The following is a 24350-nucleotide window of genomic DNA, read 5'->3' as shown; positions in this document are numbered from 1 at the left end:
GGGGCGGGCGGCAGGCGTGCGGCGGCTCGACAGCGCGAGCAAACGGTCGGTCAGCTTGCCGCCGCCGAAGAGCGCGTCGATGGACGCGGCGAGACGGCGCCGCCAATTCGGGTGTTCGTCGATCGACCCCGGCAGATTCGGTTGTTCGGAGAGTCCCAGCAGGTCCTCGAGCGGATACAGGGCGAGCGGCGCCGGCGTCGATGCGACGAAGGCCAGCGCTTCATCCACGGGCGCCTGCTCTTTGGGCGGCGCGCCGACGCCGGGCGCCGCGACACCGGCTTGCTGGAACGCGCGCCAGAGCGCGTGGCGGTCGGCCGCTCGTTCGGCATTGGCCAGGGCGACTGGATCGCGACCGTCCGCCCGCGCGGCGGTCTGGCCGATCCGATCGCGCCAAACGATGTCCTGGCCGCTCCACCAGCCGGCGACGGTCGGCAGGTCGTGGGTCGTCGTCGTGGCGAGCGAGGTGCGGCTCCATTTGGCCGGAGGCGTGAAGCTGCCGCCGTCTTCGCTGCGCTCGAACCACAGCACGCTGATACCGAGCAGCCCATGGCGCGCGAGGCGCTCGCGGAACCCCTCCGGCACGGTGCCGAGATCTTCGCCGATGACGATCGCGCGATGGCGCGTCGATTCGAGCGCGATGAGCCGTAGCAGATCGGTCATCGGGTAGCGCAGGTAGGCGCCGTCGGCCGCGCTTGCGCCTTCCGGTACGAGCCATAAGCGTTGCAGGCCCAGTACGTGATCGATACGCAGGCCGCCGCCGTGGGCGAACGATGCGCGCAGCATGTCGATGAAGGCGCTGAACCCTTGCATGCGCATGGCGCGCGGCGAGAACGTCGTGAGCCCCCAGGCTTGACCGGCTTGATTGAACAAATCGGGCGGCGCGCCGACGGAAACGGCGCGCAACATATCGTCCGGATACGACCACGCATGGCTGCCGGCGCCATCGCAACCGACGGCCAGATCGGCCACCAAGCCGATCGCCATGCCGGCCTCGCGCGCGGCCCGCTGCGCGTCGCCCACTCCCTTCGCGGCGAGCCACTGCAGGAACAAATGAAAATCCACGTCGTGACGATGCGCGCGCGCGAACACATCGAGCTCGGGGCCGCGCGGGTGGGCGAACTCGCTGGGCCACTCGCGCCAGCGGCCGATGCCATGCACGCCGCGCTGAATGGCGTCGATGGCTTCGAAACGCGCATGGTCCTCGAGTGCGCGCGCGCCTCGCTCGCAGAACGCGTCGAATTCGCGCGCGAGCGAGGTAGCCCCCGCGCGCTCGTGGCGGCAAAACCCCTCGTACAGCTCGCGAAGGACCGCGAGCCGCAACCGCAGCGCGCTGGGCCAGTCGATCAGCGGCAACGCTTCGAGCGCGTTCCATTGTTCGCGAGCCGGCGTGCCGGCGTGTGCGGTGAGCGCGTCGAGGGCCGCTTCGAAGGCGGCCTTGCCGAGCACCGACGAAGGGTCGATATGGCCGGCGTTCAGGAACAGCCGGGACGACGGCGCGTACGGGCTGAACCTGCCCGGATCGGCGCTGAACATGGCATGCGTGGGACTGATCGCCAGAGCGTCCGCGCCTTCGGCCGCGCTGCCCTTTGCAAACGCGGCGAGCGCGGAGAAGTCGCCGATGCCGCCGTCGCCTGCGCGGCGCAAACCGTAGAGTTGCGCGCCGATGCCCCAGATCGACGCGGCGCGCGGTGCATCGGCGTCGCTGCGGCGAGGACGCTTGCCGTTCGCCATGGCGGCCGCGTCGCGGCAAGCGTCCTGCACGGTGTAACAGCGCGGTGGCGCAACGGCCAGCCGAACGCGCTGATCGCCAAGCTCGAGCGTGTGATAGCCGGGCTCGGCAATCGGAGCGAGCACGGCCGATTCGCCTTTGGGGGCGCCCAAGCGGCCTTCCACCGTGCCGCCGTTCTCGAGTTCGATTCGATAGGCCGCACCCGTTCGGTCCGGAAGCACGGGCAATGCCGTCGCGCGATGGCATTCGGCCGTCACGAGTGGCGGCAGCGCTTGCGCGGCGCGTTCCGCATCGAGCATCGCCAGCGTTTGCCGGGCGTCGTCAGCCGTCGCGCAGGGCAGCCCGAGCGCGTTCAAAAGCGTCGCGAGCGTCTCCGGCTTCACGCGGTGAGAGCGCTTGTTCGCATCTTCCCAATGCACTTCGAAGCCGACGCGCGCGGCGATCCGTTCGATCGCATCCCTGCCGGGCGCCGATGTGGACGTTGCGGGGCCGCTCATGCGTCGTTTCCTCCCAGCGTTCTCGCACGTGCATCGTGCGCGAGCGCGAACGCGTTGACGTCGCCCGACAACCAAGCAACGCACGAATAGCCGGGCAGTTGGTACCCCTCGACGCTGTCGCGCACGCGCGGCGGCGTTTCGAAGATGACTCTGCCTTCGGGGCGTTGATCGAACGCCAGCGTGTCCGATGACAGATTCAGCGCGATGCTCAGCGTTTCGCCGTCCCCCAGGCGCCAGCGCGCGAGAAGCCCGTTGGCGTCGTGGCCTGCCGCGGTGCGCAGCAGCGTGACGCCGAGCGAGCGAGTGCCGCGCAGGCGCGGGGCGATGAGCTTGGCGCGCACGGCCAGTGCCGAGCGATAAAAGTGCAGCCACGCCTCGCGCTCGCCGCGCCCCGCGTTCGGCTCTTCCTCCGTGGGCGGCGAGGACAGCGCGAACGTCTGCACCGCGTTGGGGTCGGGAATGCGCGCGCGCCGCTCGGGGTCCGTGAAGGCCGAGAACTTCGCGAATTCGCGCCGCCGGCCTTCGCGCACGGCCTCGGCTAGCTCGCCCGCGTAATCGGTGAAATAGAGAAACGGCTGCGTCGAGCCGAATTCCTCCTCCATGAACAGCATCGGAATCTGCGGGGAGAGCAGTAGCAGAGCCGTGGCCGCGAGCAGCGCCTGCGGCGCGCACAGCGTGCGTAGGCGCTCGCCGAATGCGCGATTGCCGATCTGGTCGTGGTTCTGCAGGAACATGACGAACGCGGTGGGCGGTAACTGAGCGCTCGGCTCGCCGCGCGGGGCGCCGTCGTGGATCGGCGAGGGCTCGCCTTGATACACGAATCCTTCCGAAAGGACCCGTGCGAGTTTGGCGATCGGGCGGTCGAAGTACGCGCGGTAATAGCCTTCGTGCTCGCCGGTGAGCAACACGTGCAGCGTGTTGTGCGCGTCGTCGTTCCACTGAGCGTCGAAGTGCCCCTGCAAGAGGCTGGCGGTGTTGCGCTCGTTTTCGAGCACCAGGTGGATATGCCGCCCCGGCTCCGTCGATTCGCGTACCCGTCCGGACAGTTCGCGCAGCCAACCGTCGTCGTCGATCGCATGGACGGCATCGATCCGCAAGCCGTCGAATCGATACTCGTGCAGCCAATAGAGCGCGTTCTCCAAGAAGAACTCGCGCACTTCGGTGCGACGAAAATCGATGGCCGGGCCCCAGGGCGTCGCCACGTCCTCGCGAAAGAACGCTTTCGCGTATTGCGCCAGGTAGTTGCCGTCCGCGCCGAAGTGGTTGTAGACGACGTCGATCAACACGGCGAGTCCCAACTCGTGCGCGCGATCGATCAGGGCCTTCAAATCCTCGGGACGTCCATAAGCCGAATCGGGCGCATAGGGCAATACGCCGTCGTAGCCCCAGTTGCGCCGGCCCGAGAAGTCGTTCAGCGGCATCAGTTCGATGGCCGTTGCCCCGAGCTGCGCGATCTGCGGCAGGCGGCGCGCAACGTTCGCATAGCCCCCCAACGCACCGACGTGCAACTCATAGATGACCATCTGTTCCCAAGGGCGCCCGCGCCACTCGGGATGCTGCCATCGATAGGCGAGCGGATCGATCACCTCGCTCGGCCCGTGCACGTCGTCGGGCTGAAAACGCGAAGCCGGGTCGGGCACGGCCAAGTCGCCGTCGAGCCGATAACGATAGCGGGTGCCGGCGCCGCATGCGCCTTGCCCTTCGAACCAGCCGTCTCCCGTAGGCGTCATTTCGACGACGCTTGCGCTGCCCTCGTATTCGAATTCGACGCGCACGGCCGCGCGAGACGGCGCCCAAAGCCGAAATCGCGTGCGCGGGGTGTCGCTCGCCCCGGCACGGATCAACTCGGCGCCGAACGTCAGCTCACGCGCGCGGCGATCGTGCGAATCGGCTTTGTCATCAGACTTCACAATGGCTCCTTGGTCGGGAAGGCGGGACGCTCGTCAATCGCGTTCGGGACGCTCGCCCGGAGGCGGCGCGGCCCCGTGCGTATCGGGCGGCTTGGCCGCAAGCAGCACGAACCCGTGGGCGCCGACGCGCAACTGCCCGCCGTCGAGCGGATGCTCCGCAACGCCGGGGTCAGTGCTGTCCGCGAGCACAATCCATTCCAGCAGCGGCGCGGGCGGCACGAACACGAGGTCTTCGCGCGCGCCGTTATGCATGAGCAGCACCACTTCGATCCGCCCGTCGAGATCGAGGCCGGCGCGGCGCAACGTGAGCGCGCGCGCCTCGGGCGTTTGCCAGGCTCCATCCGTCAGCGGCTCGCCGCGTTCGTCGAACCAGGCGACGTCTTTGACTCCCGGCAGCACATCCACGTCGCCGCGCAAAAAACGCGTCTCGCGCAGCAGCGGGTGTTGGCGGCGCAAAGCGATGAGGCGAGCGGTGAATGCGGTCAACGCGCGGCCTTCCTTCGAGTCGGCGTGTGCCCAATCGAGCCACGACAGTTCGTTGTCCTGACAATAGGCATTGTTGTTGCCGAGTTGGCTGCGCCCGAACTCGTCGCCGGCCGCGAGCATCGGCGTGCCCAGCGAGGTGAACACGCTCGCCAGCATCGAGCGCGCGACCCGGGCGCGCAGTGCGGTAATCGCGGCATCGTCGGTCGGCCCTTCGACGCCCCAGTTCGAGCTGCAATTTTCGTTGTGGCCGTCGGCGTTGTTTTCGCCGTTCGCTTCGTTGTGCTTGTGTTCGTACGAAACGACATCGGCCAGCGTGAAGCCGTCGTGCGAGGCGACGTAGTTGACCGACGCCCAAGGCCGCCGGAAGCGATGATTGAACAACTCCGCGGAGCCGGCGATACGCGCGGCCAGCTCGGCGCGCATGCCCGCGTCGCCGCGCCAAAACCGGCGAACGCAATCGCGGAATTTGTCGTTCCATTCCCCAAAGCCCGGCGGATGACGGCCCACTTGATATCCGCCCGGCCCGACGTCCCAAGGCTCGGAAATCAGCTTGCGTTGCGACAGCACCGGGTCTTGCCGAATCACGTCGAAAAAGCCCGAGCCCGGATCGAACCCGGTGCCCTCCCGTCCCAACGTGACGCCCAAATCGAAGCGGAATCCGTCGACATGAAACGCGTTGACCCAATATCGCAACGAATCGGTCACCATCTGCAGCACGCGCGGGTGCGAAAGATTGAGCGTGTTGCCGCAGCCGGTATCGTTGATGTAATGACGCTCGTCACCGGGAATGAGCCGGTAGTAGCTCGCGTTGTCGAGGCCGCGCCAAGAGACGGTCGGGCCGAGTTCGTTACCTTCGCAAGTGTGGTTGTAGACCACATCGAGGATGACTTCGATGCCGGCCGCGTGTAGTTGCCGCACGGCGATGCGCATCTCGTTCAAGCGCCTCGTCGAGAGATATGACGGGTGCGGCGCGAAGAACGCGGCCGTGTTGTAGCCCCAGTAATTCGTCAAATTGCGTTCGAGTAAAAAGCGCTCGTCGAGAAACGCGTGCACCGGCAGCAACTCGACCGCCGTGATACCCAACTGCTGCAAATGCTCGATGAACCGCGGCGACGCAAGCGCGGCGAACGTGCCGCGGTCGTGCTGTCGTATGTCCGGGTTCAACATCGAGACGCCGCGCAAATGAGCTTCGTAAATGACCGTTTCCGACCAAGGCACGTCGGGGCGCACGTCGCGCGACCAATCGAATGCTTCGTCGATTACGACGCATTTCGGCACGGCCGGCGCGGAGTCGCGTTTATCGAGCGAGAGATCGGCACGGCTCGAATGCACGCGGTAGCCGAACAGCGCATCGGCCCAACGGAAAGGTCCGGTCAATTTTCTGGCGTACGGATCGATCAAAAGCTTCGCCGGATTGAAGCGATGGCCGTATTGCGGCTGATACGGACCATGTGCGCGCAGGGCGTACACGGTACCGGGATGGGCGCCGGGCAGGTAGCCATGCCAGACTTCGTCGGTGCATTCAGGCAGGGGCAGACGCGCGAGTTCCTTGTGGCCCGCCGGATCGAACAGGCACAGATCGATTTGCTGCGCATTGGCCGAGAACACGGCGAAATTCACGCCCAGACCGTCCCACGTCGCACCGAGCGGATACGGTGCGCCGGGCTCGAGTCGATCGGGTAACGAATTCGCCATGCCGCGTCCTTATGATCCGTTTTTGTCGATGAACGTTGCCGAAATGCGTGCGGCCGAGCGATGTCGCCATGCCCCGGCTCACTCGGCGCGCAGCACGATCGTGGCGAGCGGCGGCAGCGCGAGCACTGCCGATTGCGGTTTGCCGTGGCTCGGCACCTCCTCCGTCACGATGCCGCCGTTATTGCCCACGTTCGATCCGCCGTAGACGGCCGCGTCGGTGTTCAGCACTTCGCTCCACCAGCCGGGGCGCTGCATACCGATGCGGTAGCCGTGCCGCGGCACCGGCGTGAAATTGCAGATCACGGTCACTTCGCGCCCGGAGCCGTCGCAGCGCCGATAGGCGAACACGCTATTGGCGCTGTCGTCGCCGACGAGCCATTCAAAACCGCCGGGCTCGGAATCGAGCGCATGCAGGGCCGGCTCGGCCGCATACAAGCGATTCAAATCTCGCACGAGCGTTTGCACGCCGTGATGCATCGGGTCGTCCAGGAGATGCCAATGCGGCGAGGCGTCATGGTTGAATTCGCCGTATTGCGCGAGTTCTCCGCCCATGAACAGCAGCTTCTTGCCCGGGTGCGTCCACATGAACCCGAAGTACGCGCGCAAATTGGCGAATTGCTGCCAGCGGTCGCCGGGCATCTTGCCGAGCAACGAACCCTTGCCGTGCACGACCTCGTCATGCGAAAGCGGCAAAACGAAACGTTCCGAATAGGCGTACACCATCCCGAACGTCATGTTGTGATGGTGATAGCGACGGTAGACCGGGTCTTCGTGCATGTAGTGCAGCGTGTCATGCATCCAGCCCATGTTCCACTTGAAGTCGAAGCCGAGGCCCCCGTCTTCCGGGCGCGCGGTGACACCGGGCCACGCCGTCGATTCCTCCGCGATCGTGATCGCGCCGGGTACGCCGGGCGCGTATTCGACTTCGTGATTGACGCGCTTGAGGAACGCGATCGCTTCGAGGTTTTCGCGGCCGCCGTAGATGTTGGGCACCCACTGCCCTTCAGCGCGCGAGTAATCGCGGTAGAGCATCGAGGCGACGGCATCGACCCGCAGCCCATCCACGTGATATCGCAGCAGCCAGGCAAGGGCCGAGGCGACCAGGAACGCGCTGACCTCGTTGCGGCCGAGGTTGTAGATCATCGTGTTCCAGTCTTGGTGGTATCCCTCGCGCGGGTCCGCGTGCTCGTAGAGCGGCGTGCCGTCGAATTGGATGAGCCCGTGCGCGTCGTTCGGAAAGTGCGCGCTGACCCAATCCAAGATTACGCCGAGTCCCGCCTCGTGAGCGCGATTCACGAAATGCGCGAATCCCTGCGGCGGGCCGAAACGCGCCGACGGCGCGAACGGCGAGAGCGGTTGATACCCCCACGATCCGCCGAACGGATGCTCGGCGATCGGCAAGAACTCCACGTGCGTGAAGCCCATCCCGAGCGCGTAGGGGATCAGGCGGTCGGCCATCTCGTACCAGTCGAGCCCGCGGTGGCCGTCTTCGTCGATACGAAGCCACGATTCGGCGTGAACCTCGTAAATGGCGATCGGCGCGCGCGCGTGTTGCAGCGATGCGCGATTGGCGATCCATGCACCGTCGGTCCAAGTGAAGCCATCGATCTCGCTCCAATCGGCCACGATCGATGCCGTCGCCGGGGTTCGCTCCGTTTGCAATGCGCACGGATCGGCTTTCAGCGGCAACGTGTGCCCTTCGCGCGCGACGATCTCGTATTTGTAACGCGCACCGGCGGCGAGCCGCGGGACGAATAACTCCCAGACTCCCGCGACGTGGCGCAGGCGCATCGGATGGCGCCGGCCGTCCCACGAGTTGAAGTCGCCGACGACCGACACCCGCCGCGCATTCGGCGCCCACACCGCGAAGCGCACCCCCGGCACGCCTTCGAACGTGCAGGGCCGCGATCCGAGGCAATCGAGTACGGCATATGGATCGGCACGCGCCAGACGCGCCAGTGCATCTTCGGACAATACCGGGCCGAACGAGTAGGTGTCTTCGACTTCTTGCTCGACGCCGTGCCAATCGATGCGCAGGCGATAGGGCTCGTCGCGCGACACGAGCCCCGCGAAGAGCCCGCGTGAATCGATCGGCGACAGCGTGCCGAGGCATTCGCCACTGGCGCGCGAGACGGCGGCGACGCCCGATGCGCCGGGCAAGAGCGCGCGCACGGCATGGCCTGCCGTCGTGCGGTGCGGTCCGAGTTGCGAGAAAGGATCGGGATGGCGGGCGTCGACGAGCGCTTCGATATCGACGGGATGCATGCCCACCGCCGGATCGCGATCGGCGATCTCGCTGACGCGTGAAGGTTGATCGTTCATGGAACCCATTTGAGCAAGTCTCACGTTTGCGCGGGCGCCGTGTCGCCGCCGTCCGTTTCGCCCAGCAACCGCGATGCGAGCGCGGCGAGGCCGCGCAAGGGCAGCCCGAGCCAAGTTGGACGGTTCGCGGCCTCGTAGCGAACCTCGTAGGCCGCCTTCTCGATCAGGAACAGGTCGAGCAGCACCTGTTCGGCCTGAGGCGAGACGAGCGGATGAACGGCATGGCTGACCGCTTCGCGATAGCCGTCCAAGAAGCTTTGTTGGCCCTCTTCGCGGAAGCGATCGAACAGCGCGCGCTTGCGGTCGGCGGTCACGGCCGGCGCGTTCTCGGACACCGGCTGCGCCGCCGCGCTGGCATAGGAAAGCGAGCGCAGCATGCCCGCGACGTCCACGAGCGGACTGCGCTTCATGCGGCGTTCCTCCAGGGTGCGGGCCGGTTCGCCTTCGAAGTCGATCAGGTAGACATCGCTTTGCGCGATCAAGACTTGGCCCAGGTGGAAGTCGCCATGCACGCGGATGCGCAACGCGTCGAGTTGATGCGGCACGTGCTTCTCGAGTGCCTCGATGAGGGCGGCGCGCTGATCGACGAGCCGCTTGGCGAGCGCGCGCGTCGGCTCGTCGATCGACGTCTCCGCTTTCGCGGTTTCGGTTGCGAGCACGTCGAGCGCATGCCCGAGCATCGTGCGCGCGCCGTCCACCCAACTGCGTATGTCGGCACGCGTGGCTTGCTCCGGGGCGAACGCCGGGTCGTCGCACGGCGTCGCCAACGCCGCGTGCAACTCACCCAGGCGCCGGCCGATCGTACCGGTGAGCGCGCGGTAACCCTGGAACTGCTCCGCATCGGGCTCTTCGGTCTCGGGAGCGAGCGCCAACTCGTCGATCACGCGACGCAAATAATCGAGCGCCCAATTCCACGCATCGCCTTGGTTTTCGATGAATCCTTGCAGCAAGGCGAGTGTGTGCGGTACGTCCTGCGGATCGACGCGCACCACCTCGCCGTAAAGCGGCGCCGTATTCGCGTAGCCGATCTCGGTGAGGCGCCGGCTCATTTCCGCCTCGGGATGGATGCCGCCGATCAAACGGCGCACGAGCTTGAGCACGGCGCGCTCGCCGACGATCAGCGAGCTATTGCTCTGTTCCGCCGAGATCCAGCGGATTTCGGGCGTGTCGCCGAGATCGTCGAGTTCCGCGAATCGCGCCGTCGGCACGAAACGGATCTCGCTCTTTTGCACGGTGGGAATGGCGGCCTGCTCACGCAGCTTGTGCAGCACGGCATGCGCGAACAGCGGCAGCGAGAACGCATCGGTCAGGTGGCCGATGTTGCGGCCGCGCCGTACGCGCGCGAGCGCCAACTGCATGTACAGCGGCACCGTGGTATCGGTCCCCCACGTGATCGCGAGCGGCAGGACGTAGCGCTCGGTGTGGCGGCCCACCTCGGCTTCGATCTCGGTGAAGGCGAAGCCCGCATCCGGGATGGTCGTCAACGCGGCCAAACGAACCGAATGCAGCTTTTGATCCTTCGATGCGAACCAGCGGCGGCGGGTCAGGTACGAGGGCAGCACCTCCGATTCGAGCAACCGGACGTTTTCGGGCGTGGGGCCCGTTTGACCCGTCCGCAACACGAGCGTGACGAACTCCGGCAATTGTTCCGAGCCCGGCTGGGCCCACGAGGGGCGGTCCTCGCGATTGCAGAGCAAGAACCAGAGGAAGCCGTAAGGGGGGAAGGTCAGCAGATAAGTGAGTTGACCGATCGCCGGGAAGACCGAATCGGCCGTCATCTCCACGGGCACGCGGCCGGCGAATTCGGACAGATCGAGTTCGACCGCTTGCGGCGCGCGCGACAGATTGGCGACGCAAAGAATCGGCGCCTCGCCTTCCATCTCGCGCAAGTACGCCAGGATTTTCCGATTCGACGGGCGCAGGAAACGAATCGTCCCGCGGCCGAACGCGCGCTTGGAGCGGCGCGTCGCGAGCATGCGGCGGGTCCAGTTGAGCAGCGAGTGCGGATCGCGCGTTTGCGCTTCGACGTTGATGGCGTCGAACCCATACAGCGTGCCCATGACCGGGGGCAGGACGAGCTGCTCGGGGTCCGCGCGCGAGAAGCCGCCGTTGCGGTCGGACGACCATTGCATCGGCGTGCGCACGCCGTCGCGATCGCCGAGGTGGATGTTGTCCCCCATGCCGAGTTCGTCGCCGTAGTAGATGACGGGCGTACCCGGCATCGACAGCAGCAGCGAGTTGATCAGTTCGATGCGCCGTCGATCGCGCTCCATCAGCGGCGCGAGGCGGCGGCGAATGCCCAGGTTGAGCCGCGCGCGCCGGTCGCTCGCATAGGTGTTCCACAGATAATCGCGCTCGGAATCGGTCACCATCTCGAGCGTGAGTTCGTCGTGGTTGCGCAGAAAGATCGCCCATTGGCACGAAGGCGGCAACTCCGGCGTCTGACGCATGATGTCGGTGATCGGGAAGCGGTCCTCGCTCGCGATCGCCATATAGATGCGCGGCATGAGCGGGAAGTGGAACGCCATGTGGCATTCGTCTTCCTGGCCGAAATATTCCTGCACGTCCTCCGGCCATTGGTTCGCTTCCGCCAGTAGCATGCGGTTCGGATATTCGGCGTCGATCGTCGCCCGGATGCGCTTCAGAATCGCGTGTGTTTCCGGCAGGTTTTCGTTGCTCGTGCCTTCGCGTTCGACGAGATACGGCACCGCGTCGAGCCGCAGCCCGTCGATGCCCATGTCGAGCCAGAAGCGCATGACCTGCAACACTTCGCGCATCACGGACGGATTGTCGAAGTTCAGATCGGGCTGGTGCGAGTAGAAGCGATGCCAGTAGTAGGCGCCGGCCACCGGGTCGTGCGTCCAATTCGACGGCTCCGTGTCGATGAAGATGATGCGGGTGCCGTCGTACTTCTTGTCGGTGTCGGACCAGACGTAGTAATTGCGGTGATTCGAGCCCGGTTTCGCGCGGCGCGCGCGCTGAAACCACGGATGCTGATCCGACGTGTGATTGATGACGAGCTCGGTGACGACGCGCATCCCGCGCGCATGCGCGCCTTGGATGAAACGCTTGAGGTCGGCGAGCGTCCCGTAATCGGGGTGCACGTTGCGGTAATCGGCGATGTCGTAGCCGTCGTCGCGGCGCGGCGACGGATAAAACGGCAGCAACCAGATCGTGTTGACGCCGAGCTCCGCGATGTAATCGAGCTTGGCGATGAGGCCGGGGAAATCGCCGACGCCGTCGTTGTTTGCATCGAAGAACGACTTGACGTGCACCTGATAGATGATCGCGTCCTTGTACCAGAGCGGGTCGTCCGAGACCGGCGAGCTCGCCGCACGCCGGGACGTGCGAGCGCGATGGTCCGAATCCGACTGCGTCAAGGGCGTGTCCAATGACTGGTCCTCACGCTTCATGGCTGTTCTCCGATGCGCCGTGAGTGTGGTGGCCGAGGCGGCCTTGCTGGCCGGGCCGGTGTAGCGATGCATGGGCGCGTTCGTCGTGCGGCAAACCCGCGGCGGGCGCGACCCGCCAAATGGCGAAGGGTTGGGTATCGGGCTCGATCCTCACGTGCTGGCGGCGGCCGCGCCATTCGAGGCGTTGCCCCGTGACGAGATCGGTCACCGCGAGGGCATCCCACTCCTGCATACGCCAGTGCTCGAACAGATGGGCCGGCAATTCCAGATCGGCTTCTTGCGGCGCGAACGGATCGAGGCTGATCGCGACGAGCACCACGTTGTCGCGCGCGCGCGTGGCCTTCTCGAAGAACAAAATGCGATCGTTATGCGCCGTGAGGAACGTGAGGCCGAGATGCGAATGCAACGCGGGGTTCGCGCGGCGAATGCGGTTCAGCATGGTGACGACATCGACGATGTTGCCGGGCCGATTCCAATCCCACGCACGCAACTGATACTTCTCCGAATCGAGGTATTCCTCGCTGCCGGGCAACGCGGCCGACTCGCACAGCTCGAAGCCGCTGTATACGCCCCAAAGGCCCGCGAGGGTCGCCGCCAGCGCCGCGCGAATCATGAACCCCGCGCGGCCTTGCGATTGCAAATGGCGCGGGTTGATATCGGGCGTGTTGACGAAGAAGTTGGGCCGGAAAAAGTCCCGGACGTTCGTTTGCGTGAGTTCGGTCAGATACTCCGTGAAGTCGCGCTTCGACTCGCGCCACGTGAAGTACGTATACGACTGCGAAAAGCCGAGCTTCGCGAGCCGGTACATCAGCCGAGGACGGGTGAAGGCCTCCGAAAGGAAAATGACGTTCGGCTCGCGCGAGCGGATATCGCCGATCATCCATTCCCAAAACGGCAGCGGCTTCGTATGCGGGTTGTCGACGCGAAAGATCCTTACCCCCGCATCGATCCAGAAGCTGATGACGTCGCGCAGCGCGATCCACAGCGCTGGCTTGGCATCGTGCGCATAGAACTCGGGATTGACGATGTCCTGATACTTCTTCGGCGGATTTTCGGCGTAGCGCAGCGTGCCGTCCGGGCGCCATGCGAACCAGGTCGCGTGCTCGGTCAGCCACGGATGGTCGGGCGCGCATTGAATCGCGAAATCGAGGGCGATCTCGAGACCATGCTCATGCGCGGCGGCGAGCATCCGCTTGAAGTCGTCGAGCGTGCCGAGTTCGGGATGCACGGCCGTATGGCCACCTTCGTCGCTGCCGATCGCATAGGGGCTGCCCACGTCGCCCGGTTGCGCATTGAGCGTGTTGTTGCGTCCCTTGCGGTTGATCTTGCCGATCGGGTGAATCGGCGGGAAGTAGAGCACGTCGAAACCCATGTCCCGTATGCGCGGCAATTGCGCGATGACGTCGTCGAACGTGCCGTGACGCGTACCGTCGCCGCTCATCGAGCGCGGGAAGATTTCGTACCAACTCGCGAAGCGGGCCGCGGCGCGCTCGGCGTCGATGCGATAGGTCGTCGTGTCGCGGGACAGGAACGGACGATGCCGGGCTCTCGCGACGGCTTGTGCCGTCTGCGGCGCGAGCACGGCGTCCAGCCGCGCGACCGGGCTCGCGTGGGAAAAGCGCTTGGCGATTTCTTTCAGTTCGGCGATTGCCGAACGCTGCTCGGCATATTCTCGGTGGTCCTGGTGGATCTGCTGCTGCGCGCCGGTTTGGTCGGCGGTCTCGGCTTCGGCCAATACGCGGGCAAGCAGATGCCGCGCTTCTTCGAGTTCGAGTTCCACCGATTGATTCGCGTCGAGCTTCTTGCGGATGTGATCGACGAGCGAGGCGAAATCGTCGCGCCAGGCGATCACCGTGAACTCGTACCGGCCCACGCGCGTCAGCGCGATCCGCGCTTGCCACAGGTCCAGTCCCGCCGGCTCGGCCGGCCGCATCGGCGCTTCGCGCCATGCGGTTTCGTCGGTCGCGCGCCAAATGACGGCCGCCGCGATCTTGTCGTGGCCTTCGCCGAAAATGGCCGCGCCGATCTCGATCTCCTCGCCCACGATCCGCTTGGCGGGGAATCGTCCCCCGTCGACGCTCGGCGTCACGCTCTCGATCGCGATGCGCGGGGCGGCCAGCGCCTCCGCGGCCGACGCCGTCGCGGCGCGCTTGATTACACGCTGCGCGACGCTCGGACACGGCTGCGCGCGATAGACGAGCGCTTCGCCCGGCGCGAGCGTAAACGGCGCCAACGGCTCGGCTTCTTCCGTACAAGGGCTTGCCAGCGGTTTGAACGCCATGAAGTTGCCCGGCACGCCGTCGAGAAAATGCGCCGGCGCGACGAAAGCCGGCCGGCTCAAATCGGGATTGGCGATGAGCAGCACGGCCTCGCGCGCGCCGCGCAAATCGGGGCACTCACCTCGCAAGACGGCGGCGACGTTCGATCCGGCCGAGGACAATTGCCGCAGTTCGCCGACCGTGGAAAGCAACGGAGTCTGCTCGCACAGGGTGTTGGCTTGCCTGACGCCGTCGCTTACATCGAAGCGCGCGGCGGCGCATGCTTGGCGGTATCGGTCGGCGCTGCCTGCGTTGGCCGTATAGGCGAGCGGCTCGGCCACGCCGTATTCGAAGCCCATCGGCATGAGCCACCCGGTGCCGAGCGCGGCGCTCGTCGCAATCGCGCGGCGGTAGGCGCGCTCGAGGACGGTCGCGTCGGCGGCTTGGACGATTTCGCTGACAAGGCGTGGGCCGTACGGAGCCTCGGGGAAGGCGATGGGCGCGCCTACGCGCGAGAGCGCCACATGTTCGCTCGCGAGCCAGTCTTCGCGAAAGTCCCACCAGCGCACCGACGAAAACACGCTGTCGAAGCGAGCCTGGGCAAGCTGCGCGAGATCGCTGCGCGCAAGCCCCGGTGTCGAAGCGAGCAGCCGGACGCCATCGCGCCGCGAGCGCAGGGCCGCCCGCAATTCCTGCCAAATATCGATCGCCACGCGATGCGGGGAGTCGAAACGAAAACCGCCGACGCCGGCATCGGTCAGCGCGACGAGCCGCTTGCTCCACCAAGTGCCCAGTTGCGCGGCGGCGTGCGGATCGTCGAACTTGGCATAGGCTGCATTGTCCTCTTGCGCCGTATGCCGAGGATCGAGCCGCACGTGCGCCGGCTCGTACGGATGAAACCACTGCGGATGGGCCCGCACGAGATCGCCGTCGGCGGCAACGCGATCGAGCACGATATCGATCAATAGCGTGAGCCCCGCGGCGCGTGCTTGGCTTGCGAGGCGATGCAGCGCTTCGTCGGCCGTGCCGGATGCGCGAAGGATGGGGTGCAGCCGTGCGTGATCGGCGACGAGTTGGAGGTGTCCGGCTTGCCCCGTTGCGAAAGGCGAGCCGATCAGTATGTGGTCGAAACCTAGCGCCGCCGCGCGCTCGAAGTGCGCGGGCCAAGCCTCGAGCGGCCCGACGAGCAGGGGATGAAGAAAATAGATACGCGGCGCATACGCGAGACGGTGTTCCATCGGTCCGTTCCAGTTCGTCGGCGATGTGGATGCACGTGGCACGTGCGATCGCATCGCGTTGTCAGGCGGCGCTCGATGACCCGCGCGCCGGCGCGGGCGTACCGACCGGGGAGTCGGCAGGCATGAGCGCGCGAGAAAGCGGGAAGCACGATGCATGCCGCCGTACCCCGAGCGGGGTCCGCGTGCGACGAACGGAAGGCGTCGATGGCGTCAAGTATGCGCGCGTCGAGCGGGACCGTGCATAGGGTGTTGCGTCGGCGTCGCGCACGCGATCCGAACGGCGGCGGGGCCGGTCATCGACTAGTCTTGATAGGACAATCGTCTGGCCAGCGCGGTGTAAATGTGACAGATGCAGGCGCGTTTTTACAGCGGCGCCGCGGCTCCGATATCGGGCGTACGCCCGCGCCGGGGCGTCGCCCCGCGCGTGCGCGTTTCATGCACATCGTGGCAGCGACATGCCAACAAGGAGACGCCATGCGGAAAATTACGCCGTTTCTTTGGTTCCAAGACCAGGCGGAGCAAGCGGCGACGTTTTATACGTCGACATTCGAACGATCGCGTGTCGTCGATGTCATCTACTACCCCGGCCTTGGGCCCGGCGGTAAACGCCGTGTGATGAGCGTCACCTTCGAGCTCGACGGACAGACGGTCATCGCCTTGAACGGCGGACCGAGCCCGCAGTATCCTTTTTCTCCCGCCATGTCCTGCTCGATCCATTGCCGCACGCAAGAGGAAGTCGACGCCCTCTGGAACAAGCTCGGGGAGGACGGCGAGCAGCTTCAATGCGGCTGGCTCAGAGATCGATTCGGCGTGACCTGGCACGTCGTGCCGGCCATGGTCGACGAAATGTTGCGCGACGACGACCGCGAGCGCGCCGAGCGCGTCATGCATGCGATGACACGCATGTGCAAACTCGAGATCGATGAGCTGCGGCGCGCCTATGAAGGCGTGGCCGGCTGATCCGTGCCCCCGCCGAAACCCCTACCTTCCGGACAAGATCGTTTTCATCCCGGATGCAATGACTATCCATTTGCGTATGCCGATTGTCTAAATGCTGGGACGCGGCTATAGTCGCTGCCAATGGGTGGTGCCTGAGGGTTATTACGGATAAGAAAGGCCGCGGCGGCTAGTGCGGCACACGAAGACCGGAATCGGGGACGAAGCCGTCTGCCTGCGCAGGGGGTGTCATGAACACGATGCTGGAGCCCATATGACCGATGCTCGAACCAGCCGGCCGCACGAGGCGCTTGCGGCTGCCGCTCGCAGGGACTTTCTGCTGAATGCCGGCGCCTCGGCGGTAGCGCTCGCGCTCGCGGGAACCGTCGGGCTGCCGCTCACGATGTCGAGCGCATTCGCCTTCGCGCCTCCGGCCGGCGGCGGTCTCGATGCTTTTACCGCATTGACGAAGCAATTGACGGGGCGCGCGACGCTCGACGCCACGCTCGCCTCGCGTATCTATAACGCCATGTCGAAGTCCGACAGCGCATTCGCCGCCAATGTCGCCGCGCTGAACACGTGGCTCAAGGCGAACGCCGGCGTGCCGAGCGATCGAGTCGTGGCTGTGCTGCAAAGCCAAGATCCGGCCTTGGCCAAAGCCGTCGTCAACATCGTGCGCGCCTGGTATCTCGGACTCGTCGGCCAAATGCCGACCATTCAAGTGGTGGCTTACGAGCGTGCGCTGATGTTCGACCCGGTGACCGACGTACTGACGATCCCTTCGTATTGCCGGGACGTGCCGTTCTATTGGACGCAAAAACCGGCCGGCGTTTGACGAGGCTATGCGGCGCGTGGCGCGGGTTAGCGCTGGCTTCGTCGTGAAGAACCGATGAGACTCCGAGATCGAATTTTGGGCTTGCGTTCCGCGCGATCTGGCGTAGTACGCCTTGATTCCCGTTTGCTGTACCGAACAAAGACGCAATAGGCGAAGCGCTCATGGCAAACACAACTTCGGCCGACGTCGTCGTCGTCGGCTCGGGCGTGGCGGGTTCTCTCGTTGCGCATCAACTCGCGTTGGCGGGTGCATCGGTCATTCTCCTCGAGGCGGGCCCACGGCTCGCGCGCTGGGAGATCGTCGAAAACTTCCGCAATTCGCCGGCCAAGGCGGATTTCGCGACGCCGTATCCGTCGATGCCCTATGCGCCGCATCCGCAATACGCGCCGCCGAACGGCTACCTGATCCAAAAGGGCGACTATCCGTACGACTCGCAGTACCTGCGTCTCGTCGGCGGGACGACCTGGCATTGGGCCGCGGCCGCATGGCGCTTGTTGCCCTCCGATTTCAAGCTGAAGACGACTTACGGCGTGGGCCGCGATTGGCCGTTTCCGTACGAAACGCTCGAGCCTTGGTACTACGCGGCCGAGGTAGAGCTCGGCGTCTCCGGGCCCGAGACGTCGGTTGATCTAGGCTCCCCCCGCTCCAAGCCCTACCCGATGTCGCCGTTACCGCTGTCGTACATGGACAAGCGCTTTTCGGACGTGCTCAATGGGAACGGCTTCACGGTCGTCCCCGAGCCGGTGGCGCGAAACAGCCGCCCTTACGATGCGCGCCCGACGTGCTGCGGCAACAACAACTGCATGCCGATTTGCCCGATCGCCGCGATGTACAACGGCATCGTGCATGCGGAGAAAGCGGAAAAGGCCGGCGCCAAGCTCATCGATCGGGCGGTCGTCTATCGGATCGAAGCCGACGATAAAGGCCTCATCACGGCCGTGCATTACAAAGACCCCGCGGGCGGCACCACGCGCGTGACCGGAAAGCTCTTCGTGCTGGCGGCGAACGGCATCGAGACGCCGAAGCTGATGTTGATGTCGACGTCCGATAAATTTCCGCACGGCATCGGCAATCGCTCCGATCAGGTCGGCCGCAATTTGATGGATCATCCTGGCACGGGCGTGAGCTTCCTCGCGAACGAGGTGCTATGGCCGGGACGTGGCCCCATGGAAATGACTTCCGTCGTCAATTTCCGCGACGGATCGTTCCGCTCCGATTACGCCTCCAAAAAGCTGCACTTGTCCAATGGCGTGCCGACGATGGCGGTGACGGCGGCATTGATCGACAAAGGCCTGACCGGCGGCGAGCTGGATCGGCAGATCCGCGAGCGGGCCGCGCGCACGCTGACGATCAACAGCTTTCACGAGCATTTGCCCGAGCCCGGCAACCGGATCGTGCCGTCCGCCGATCACAAGGATGCGCTGGGCATCCCCCAGCCCGAGATCTATTACTCGATCAACGACTACGTCAAAAAAAGCGCGGCCCATACGCACGAGGTGTACGCGCAGATCGCGAGTTTGTTCGGCGGGTCGGAGGTGACGTTCGACGATCGCTTCGCACCGAACAACCACATCATGGGCACCACGATCATGGGCAGCGACGCGCAGGATTCGGTCGTCGATGCCGATTGCCGGACCCACGATCATCCGAACTTGTTCCTGGCCACGAGCGGCGTGATGCCCACGGCCGCCTCGGTCAATTGCACGTTGACGATTGCCGCACTGGCGCTGCGGCTTGCCGACAAGCTCAAGCACGAACTGTGATCGCACGACGCTTTCAAGAGACTTCCGATGACGAATTTGCGACTCCGTTCCGATGCGACCGACCTGCGCCCCGCCGTTATGCACCATGACGCGCGGCGCCGTCCGATCCGCATGAAGGGCTTTGCGGCCGCCTTTTCGGTCCTCGCGCTTTATCTTGCGTGGCATGCGCCGAACGATGGCGAGAAGGTGCCGGCCGACGAATTGCCCATGTCCGCCGCGCTGGCGCAAGGCGCAAGCGAGGTGGCAACGGCGGGCGCGTCCGCGCCGCTGGCGTCCTCCACGGCGAGTGCGGCCGTGACGCCGAGCGCGTCAGTGGCGGCAAGCGAGCAGGCGACGGCCGCCGCCGCGGGAGGATCGGCAGCGGGCACCGGCGGCCCCGCGGGAGGCGCCGGTTCGAATGCCGATGGGGCGGCCCCGATGGGCGCGGCGATGACCGATCTCGTGAAGCGAGGCGAATACCTCGCGCGGGCCGGCGATTGCATCGCGTGCCATACGGCCGACAAGAGCAGGCCGTTCGCGGGCGGATTGCCGATGGGGACGCCGTTCGGCACGCTCTACACCCCGAACATCACGCCCGACCCGGATACGGGTATCGGCCGCTGGACCGACGCCGAGTTTTTACGCGCGATGCAAAAAGGCATCGGCAAGGGCGGGCAGCACTTGTATCCCGCGTTTCCCTACACCGAATACACGCGCGTCACCGAGCGCGACTTGCTGGCGATCCGCGCCTACTTGAACACGTTGACGCCCGTCCGCTACACGCCGCCGCGCAACGAGCTCGCCTTCCCGTTCAACCAGCGCTGGCTGATGTTCTTCTGGAACGTGTTCAACTTCCGCGAAGGCCGCTTCGTGCCCGATCCCAAGCAAAGCCCTCAATGGAACCGCGGCGCTTATCTGGTGGAAGGCCTGGCCCATTGCGAGGAGTGTCATACGCCGCGCAATTTCACTCAGGGGCTGAGTTCGAGCGATCGTTTCTCGGGCGAGGTGCAAGCCGGCTGGCATGCGTTCAACATCACACCCGACAAGGCCGGCGGCATCGGCAACTGGAGCGAGCAAGACATCGTCGATTACCTCGCCAAGGGCGCGGTGCCGGGGCGCGCGAATGCGGCGGGACCGATGGCCGATGTGGTCGAGAACAGTACCCAGTATCTGACGTCGGACGATCTGCGCTCGATCGCCGTCTACCTGCGCTCGGTGCCGCCCGTTGCCGGCGGCCAAACGCGTCCGCGCGACGCGTTCGGCCATCCCGCCGACGACGTGAGTCGCCTGCGCGGCACACGCGTCGCGGGCGTGGACGGCGCGCAGCTCTTCGTGGCGAACTGCGCTAGCTGCCACAACTGGACGGGACAAGGCGTCGGCGCGTCGGCGCCGCTCGCGTATCCCTCGCTGATTCATAACAGCGCGGTCGGCGCGCCCGATGCCGGCAACTTGGCGATGGTGATCTTGCACGGCGTCAATCGGCGGACGAAAGACGCCGACGTGATGATGCCCGGATTCGGCGACGAATTGAACGACGATCAAGTCGCCGCGATTACGAACTACGTGACGCAGCATTTCGGCGATCCCAAGGCGACCGTGACGGCGCAAGAGGTCGCCAAGCTGCGTCGACAGCAGCAGTAAGTAGCACGCGAGGGGCGGCTGCGGGGCCGCGCATTTGGACGAACACCGGCGTGGCCCGCCGGACTATGATTGGCCGCATGACTATGACAAACGAGGCCTATCCCATCGTCTGCCGGCACGCGGCCAACACCGCGGGCCGGGACTTCGTCGTCGGCGATCTGCACGGTTGCGTCGACGCGCTGCGCTATTTGTTGCGCGAGATCGTGTTCGACGCAGCCTGCGACCGGCTCTTCTCTGTCGGCGATTTGATCGATCGCGGCAGCCAATCGGACGAGGCGCTGGCATTGCTCGACAAGCCGTGGTTCTTTCCGGTGCTCGGTAATCACGAGGAGGCGCTGTGCCTGGTGGCGGAAGGCGCCATGCGTCAGAGCACTTGGAACGGACTGGGCGGGGAATGGGCGCAAGCGTTGCCCGATCAGGTTTTGCGCGCGTATGCGAGGCGTTTGCGCACGCTGCCGCTCGTGCGTGTCGTCGGCAGCGGGGCACGGCGTTTCAATGTCATTCATGCGGAGTTTTTCGGCGACGATGCCGCGCTCGATAGCGGCCTATTCACCGAGCGGGTGCGTCAGCAGTTGCTGTGGGGCCGGGAGCTCGCCCTCGGCAGCGGGGTCGTGGAGCGTCAAGCCGGACTGTCGCCCACTTACTGCGGGCATACGCCGATGCGCGAGATCGGCCGGATCGGCGCGCAGATCTTCATCGATACCGGCGCGTTCGCGGCCACCGGCAAGCTCTCGGTCACGGAGGCGCTGACCGCGCGCGCTTGGTCCGTCTCGGTTGCGCACGCGCTGGACGAGGGCGCTCACCAGATGTCGCTACCCTGAGTCGTTGCCCGGATGCGCTTATGCGCGTGCCGCGCGGCATTACCCGATCTGATTCAACTCGAAAACGCTGTCGATGGCGCTGCCGTTCCAGTTGTATTCCAAATAAGCGGCATGACGGCAGTCGCGCAACAGCGTCGTCTTGAACGCGGCCAAGCATTCGCCCGACGGATCGCGCACGGACGGATAGACGATGCCCGCGGCGCCCGCTTGCCGATACCGCCGCCCGAGCGCTTGGCCCGCCGAATAATCGATCGGCGAAAGCACGGCGGGATCGAGGGCCGGGTCGTTGCGCAAATCGATCGCTTCCCCGCGTGCGTGTACCGTATAGAGGCGCATTTGCTGGCGCAGCGGCGCTTGTTTCGTCGCGGCGAGGAAGAGGCCAGAGTGGTATCGCGTCTCGGCGACAGCCGTTCGCGCCTCGCGCGCGCAGTAGAAAACCCCGTAACTGCCGTCCGAGAATCGGCTGCCGAGCGGGTTCAAATGCGTGAACGCCGCCATGATCGGCCCGCACCCGGGCCCAAAGCAGCGCTCTTCGGGTGGAACGAGATCGAGTTCGCCCACCTCGTTGCGCAGTCGATCGTTCGTCATCGCTTCCAGCGCGTATAACGCCTCGAAATCCTCCGACGAAGCGACACGATCGAACAGATTCACCGCCGGAAAGCGCGTGGGGATGACGCGGTACGCCGGCGTCCAATCGATACGGGCGAGATGCGTGGCTTGAGTGCGGCGTTCGTCCGTCGTCACGCCCAGCCGCCTCGCATCGCGTCGAGATATTGCCGTACGGCGACGAGGTCGCTCACATTGCCGGCGAGCATTCGATCGAGTGCGCTGCTGCCGCCGAACGGCGGCGCGCTATTGGCGCGCTTGACCCATGCATCGGCCGCGGCAGGTTCGGGCAGTAGGATTTGCAGGGCCTTGTAGATGCCGAGCAGCAGCGACAGACGCTCGAGCGTATCGCGCGACAGCCGGGCGGAAGCAGGAGCGGCTTTCCATTTGAAGAACGTCGAGCGGCCGGGCGATCCCAGCAACACGATTTGTTCGTCGATGCCAAGCCCCCAGTCTCGGGCGATGTTGAAGAACGCGCGCAGGCCGGCCGCGGACATGTCCGCGATCGACGGCGCGGCGAGGGGTTCCTGGCCACGCGCATGCGCATAGGCGGCGGACAAGCGATGTGTGGCGGCAGGCGACATGATCGATCTCTAATTGAACCTCGATTCGATCTTAGTCTATTTATGGATTAATGCAAGGCGATACTGAGCGCAAGTGGCGCTCGAGCGACAGTCGAGCAATCGGTTAGATGAAGCATGCGTCTTCTAGAGAGTACGGGTAGATTGACGGCACGCGCATCGAGCGCAGAGTTCACATTCCATTGACGGCATTGACGGGGGAAGCGATTCGATGACCACCACGATACGCAGGATCGAAGCGCGCGACGAAGCGCGCTGGCGCGAGCTCTGGGACGGCTATACGCGATTTTACGAACGTGAACCTTCCGAACCGGTCACCCGGCATGCTTGGTCGCGCATTCTCGACGAACGTTCACCCGTTCATGCGATCGTTGCCGAACGAGACGGCACGGTGGTCGGCATCGCCAACTACGTCATCCACGAGAGCACGTCGCTGCTTACGCCGGTTTGCTACCTGCAGGACTTGTTCGTCGATCCGGCGATCCGGGCGGGCGGTGTGGGGCGCCAATTGATCGACTGGCTGCTGGACGAGGCGCGGCGCCAAGGCTGGTCGCGCGTGTACTGGACGACGAAGGAGAACAACTACCGGGCGCGCGGTCTGTACGACAGCTATACGCCGCGCAGCGAATTCGTTCAATACCGGATCGACACGCGCTGAGCGGCGCGAATAGCAAGGAGCCGGTCAGGCGGACGGTCCCTACCGCCGCTCACCGCTCACCGCTCATCCCCGGGCCAGCGACTTGGCCAGCATCCTCAGGGCGTCGATCGAGCGCGGATCTCGTACGCGCGAGTACAGGACGACATGCGATTCGGGCAACGGCGGCAGCCCGAATTTTTCGCCGACATCCACGACTCCCGGCGGCGCAATGCGCCGGGCCAATGCCGACACCGCGAGGCCAGCGGAGAGCGCGGCCCCGATCGCGGCGATCCCGCCGCCCACGAACGTTTCTTCCCATTCGATCGACGCGCGTTCGAGCGCCCGTTGCGCGGTGACGCGCACGCCGCACGGTCCCGAGAGCACGGCGAGCGGCAGCGGTGCCCCGGCTGCGGGTGCCCAATGCGATGCGGCGAGCCAGGCTAGCGGTTCGACGAACAACGCCTCGCCGTCCGGCGTGCCGCCGTTTTGCGCCGCGCGCGCCGCGACTTCCTCGGGTTCGTGGCGCACGATCGCCGCATCGAGTCTTCGATCGTCGTACTGAGCGACGAGCATGGCGGACGAGTCCAGATGCATTTCGATCACGAGCCGCGGATCGTGCCGATAGAGGCTGGCGACGATCGGCGCGAGGTCGGGCCCGGCAACGTGTTCGCTGAGCCCGATCTTCAGCCGCCGGCGTTCCGTGCCGAGCGACCCGAGCGCCCGCTCGTGCGCCTCGAGCAGTTCGCGGGCCGCATCCAAGAACGCGCCGCCGGCTGGTGCCAGGCGCACCGAGCGTGGGGTGCGCTCGAACAGCGGCTTGCCGATATGGGCTTCCAACCGCTTGACCTTGAGGCTGACAGCCGATTGCGTCGTGCCGAGCAGATCGGCTGCACGGGTGAAACTGCGCAGGTCGGCAACGTGGACGAACGCCCGGACGGCGTCGAGATCGAGAAGATTCATTTCAATTGAAAATGAAAGAAATCACGTTTGATTTCTGTTCATT

Annotated in this window: 15 protein-coding genes; 6 read left to right on the top strand and 9 right to left on the bottom strand. The window is 65.5% G+C overall.

Features of this window, described 5'->3' with window-relative positions:
* The 6 genes from malQ to C0Z18_RS19860 all read right to left on the bottom strand — a co-directional run.
* A partial coding sequence (gene malQ, locus C0Z18_RS19885; protein ID WP_102647133.1) for a 4-alpha-glucanotransferase occupies positions 1-2226 on the bottom strand: 2226 nt, incomplete at its 3' end.
* On the bottom strand, positions 2223-4136 hold the full coding sequence (gene treZ / locus C0Z18_RS19880) for a malto-oligosyltrehalose trehalohydrolase (protein WP_102647132.1): 1914 nt from the start codon (positions 4134-4136) through the stop codon (positions 2223-2225). The genes treZ and malQ, both read right to left, overlap by 4 nt.
* Before the next feature lie 33 nt (positions 4137-4169).
* The gene (gene glgX / locus C0Z18_RS19875; protein WP_102647131.1) at positions 4170-6317 is read right to left on the bottom strand and encodes a glycogen debranching protein GlgX; all 2148 of its coding nucleotides are present in this window, start codon (positions 6315-6317) and stop codon (positions 4170-4172) included.
* A gap of 78 nt (positions 6318-6395) precedes the next feature.
* Positions 6396-8609, bottom strand: a complete 2214-nt coding sequence (gene glgB, locus C0Z18_RS19870; protein WP_102647153.1) for a 1,4-alpha-glucan branching protein GlgB — start codon at positions 8607-8609, stop codon at positions 6396-6398.
* A 50-nt stretch (positions 8610-8659) separates the two neighbouring features.
* A complete protein-coding gene (treS, locus tag C0Z18_RS19865; protein ID WP_102647130.1) occupies positions 8660-12052 on the bottom strand; it encodes a maltose alpha-D-glucosyltransferase in 3393 nt (1130 codons plus the stop codon).
* The gene (locus C0Z18_RS19860) at positions 12042-15548 is read right to left on the bottom strand and encodes a maltotransferase domain-containing protein (protein WP_102647129.1); all 3507 of its coding nucleotides are present in this window, start codon (positions 15546-15548) and stop codon (positions 12042-12044) included. The genes treS and C0Z18_RS19860 overlap by 11 nt, the downstream gene beginning before the upstream one ends.
* Positions 15549-16022: 474 nt before the next feature.
* Between C0Z18_RS19860 and C0Z18_RS19850 the strand changes: the two genes are divergently transcribed.
* The 5 genes from C0Z18_RS19850 to C0Z18_RS19830 all read left to right on the top strand — a co-directional run bounded on the left by C0Z18_RS19850 (position 16023) and on the right by C0Z18_RS19830 (position 21523).
* Positions 16023-16508, top strand: a complete 486-nt coding sequence (locus C0Z18_RS19850) for a VOC family protein (RefSeq protein WP_102647152.1) — start codon at positions 16023-16025, stop codon at positions 16506-16508.
* A 250-nt stretch (positions 16509-16758) separates the two neighbouring features.
* The gene (locus C0Z18_RS19845) at positions 16759-17319 is read left to right on the top strand and encodes a sugar dehydrogenase complex small subunit (RefSeq protein ID WP_102647127.1); all 561 of its coding nucleotides are present in this window, start codon (positions 16759-16761) and stop codon (positions 17317-17319) included.
* Between the two features lie 161 nt (positions 17320-17480).
* A complete protein-coding gene (locus tag C0Z18_RS19840) occupies positions 17481-19082 on the top strand; it encodes a GMC family oxidoreductase (protein WP_102647126.1) in 1602 nt (533 codons plus the stop codon).
* A 27-nt stretch (positions 19083-19109) separates the two neighbouring features.
* The gene (locus C0Z18_RS19835; RefSeq protein ID WP_408647071.1) at positions 19110-20702 is read left to right on the top strand and encodes a c-type cytochrome; all 1593 of its coding nucleotides are present in this window, start codon (positions 19110-19112) and stop codon (positions 20700-20702) included.
* Between the two features lie 83 nt (positions 20703-20785).
* Positions 20786-21523 carry a metallophosphoesterase gene (locus tag C0Z18_RS19830; protein ID WP_199189502.1) on the top strand — a complete coding sequence of 246 codons (738 nt, stop codon included), beginning with the start codon at positions 20786-20788 and terminating at the stop codon, positions 21521-21523.
* A gap of 39 nt (positions 21524-21562) precedes the next feature.
* Here C0Z18_RS19830 and C0Z18_RS19825 read toward each other — a convergent pair whose 3' ends face one another.
* Positions 21563-22273: an RES family NAD+ phosphorylase gene (locus tag C0Z18_RS19825; protein ID WP_408647075.1), complete on the bottom strand. Its 711-nt coding sequence runs from the start codon at positions 22271-22273 to the stop codon at positions 21563-21565.
* Positions 22264-22626 carry an MbcA/ParS/Xre antitoxin family protein gene (locus C0Z18_RS19820; protein ID WP_233217400.1) on the bottom strand — a complete coding sequence of 121 codons (363 nt, stop codon included), beginning with the start codon at positions 22624-22626 and terminating at the stop codon, positions 22264-22266. The genes C0Z18_RS19825 and C0Z18_RS19820 overlap by 10 nt, the downstream gene beginning before the upstream one ends.
* 295 nt (positions 22627-22921) lie before the next feature.
* Between C0Z18_RS19820 and C0Z18_RS19815 the strand changes: the two genes are divergently transcribed.
* Positions 22922-23368 carry a GNAT family N-acetyltransferase gene (locus C0Z18_RS19815; RefSeq protein WP_102647122.1) on the top strand — a complete coding sequence of 149 codons (447 nt, stop codon included), beginning with the start codon at positions 22922-22924 and terminating at the stop codon, positions 23366-23368.
* Between the two features lie 63 nt (positions 23369-23431).
* On the opposite strand, the gene C0Z18_RS19810 is transcribed toward C0Z18_RS19815, so the two are convergent.
* A complete protein-coding gene (locus C0Z18_RS19810; RefSeq protein ID WP_102647121.1) occupies positions 23432-24307 on the bottom strand; it encodes a LysR family transcriptional regulator in 876 nt (291 codons plus the stop codon).
* Positions 24308-24350 lie beyond the last annotated feature (43 nt).

This window comes from Trinickia dabaoshanensis, assembly GCF_002879885.1.
GTDB lineage: Bacteria > Pseudomonadota > Gammaproteobacteria > Burkholderiales > Burkholderiaceae > Trinickia > Trinickia dabaoshanensis.
The sequence above is the reverse complement of the archived record's forward strand: the minus strand, read 5'-3'. Positions and strand labels throughout refer to the sequence as shown.

Coding starts and splice junctions, on each gene's coding strand:
- glgX (WP_102647131.1), bottom strand. CDS start 6,317: ATGGCGAATTCGTTACCCGATCGACTCGAGCCCGGCGCACCGTATCCG.
- treS (WP_102647130.1), bottom strand. CDS start 12,052: ATGAAGCGTGAGGACCAGTCATTGGACACGCCCTTGACGCAGTCGGAT.
- C0Z18_RS19860 (WP_102647129.1), bottom strand. CDS start 15,548: ATGGAACACCGTCTCGCGTATGCGCCGCGTATCTATTTTCTTCATCCC.
- C0Z18_RS19850 (WP_102647152.1), top strand. CDS start 16,023: ATGCGGAAAATTACGCCGTTTCTTTGGTTCCAAGACCAGGCGGAGCAA.
- C0Z18_RS19845 (WP_102647127.1), top strand. CDS start 16,759: ATGACCGATGCTCGAACCAGCCGGCCGCACGAGGCGCTTGCGGCTGCC.
- C0Z18_RS19840 (WP_102647126.1), top strand. CDS start 17,481: ATGGCAAACACAACTTCGGCCGACGTCGTCGTCGTCGGCTCGGGCGTG.
- C0Z18_RS19835 (WP_408647071.1), top strand. CDS start 19,110: ATGACGAATTTGCGACTCCGTTCCGATGCGACCGACCTGCGCCCCGCC.
- C0Z18_RS19830 (WP_199189502.1), top strand. CDS start 20,786: ATGACAAACGAGGCCTATCCCATCGTCTGCCGGCACGCGGCCAACACC.
- C0Z18_RS19820 (WP_233217400.1), bottom strand. CDS start 22,626: ATGTCCGCGGCCGGCCTGCGCGCGTTCTTCAACATCGCCCGAGACTGG.
- C0Z18_RS19815 (WP_102647122.1), top strand. CDS start 22,922: ATGACCACCACGATACGCAGGATCGAAGCGCGCGACGAAGCGCGCTGG.
- C0Z18_RS19810 (WP_102647121.1), bottom strand. CDS start 24,307: ATGAATCTTCTCGATCTCGACGCCGTCCGGGCGTTCGTCCACGTTGCC.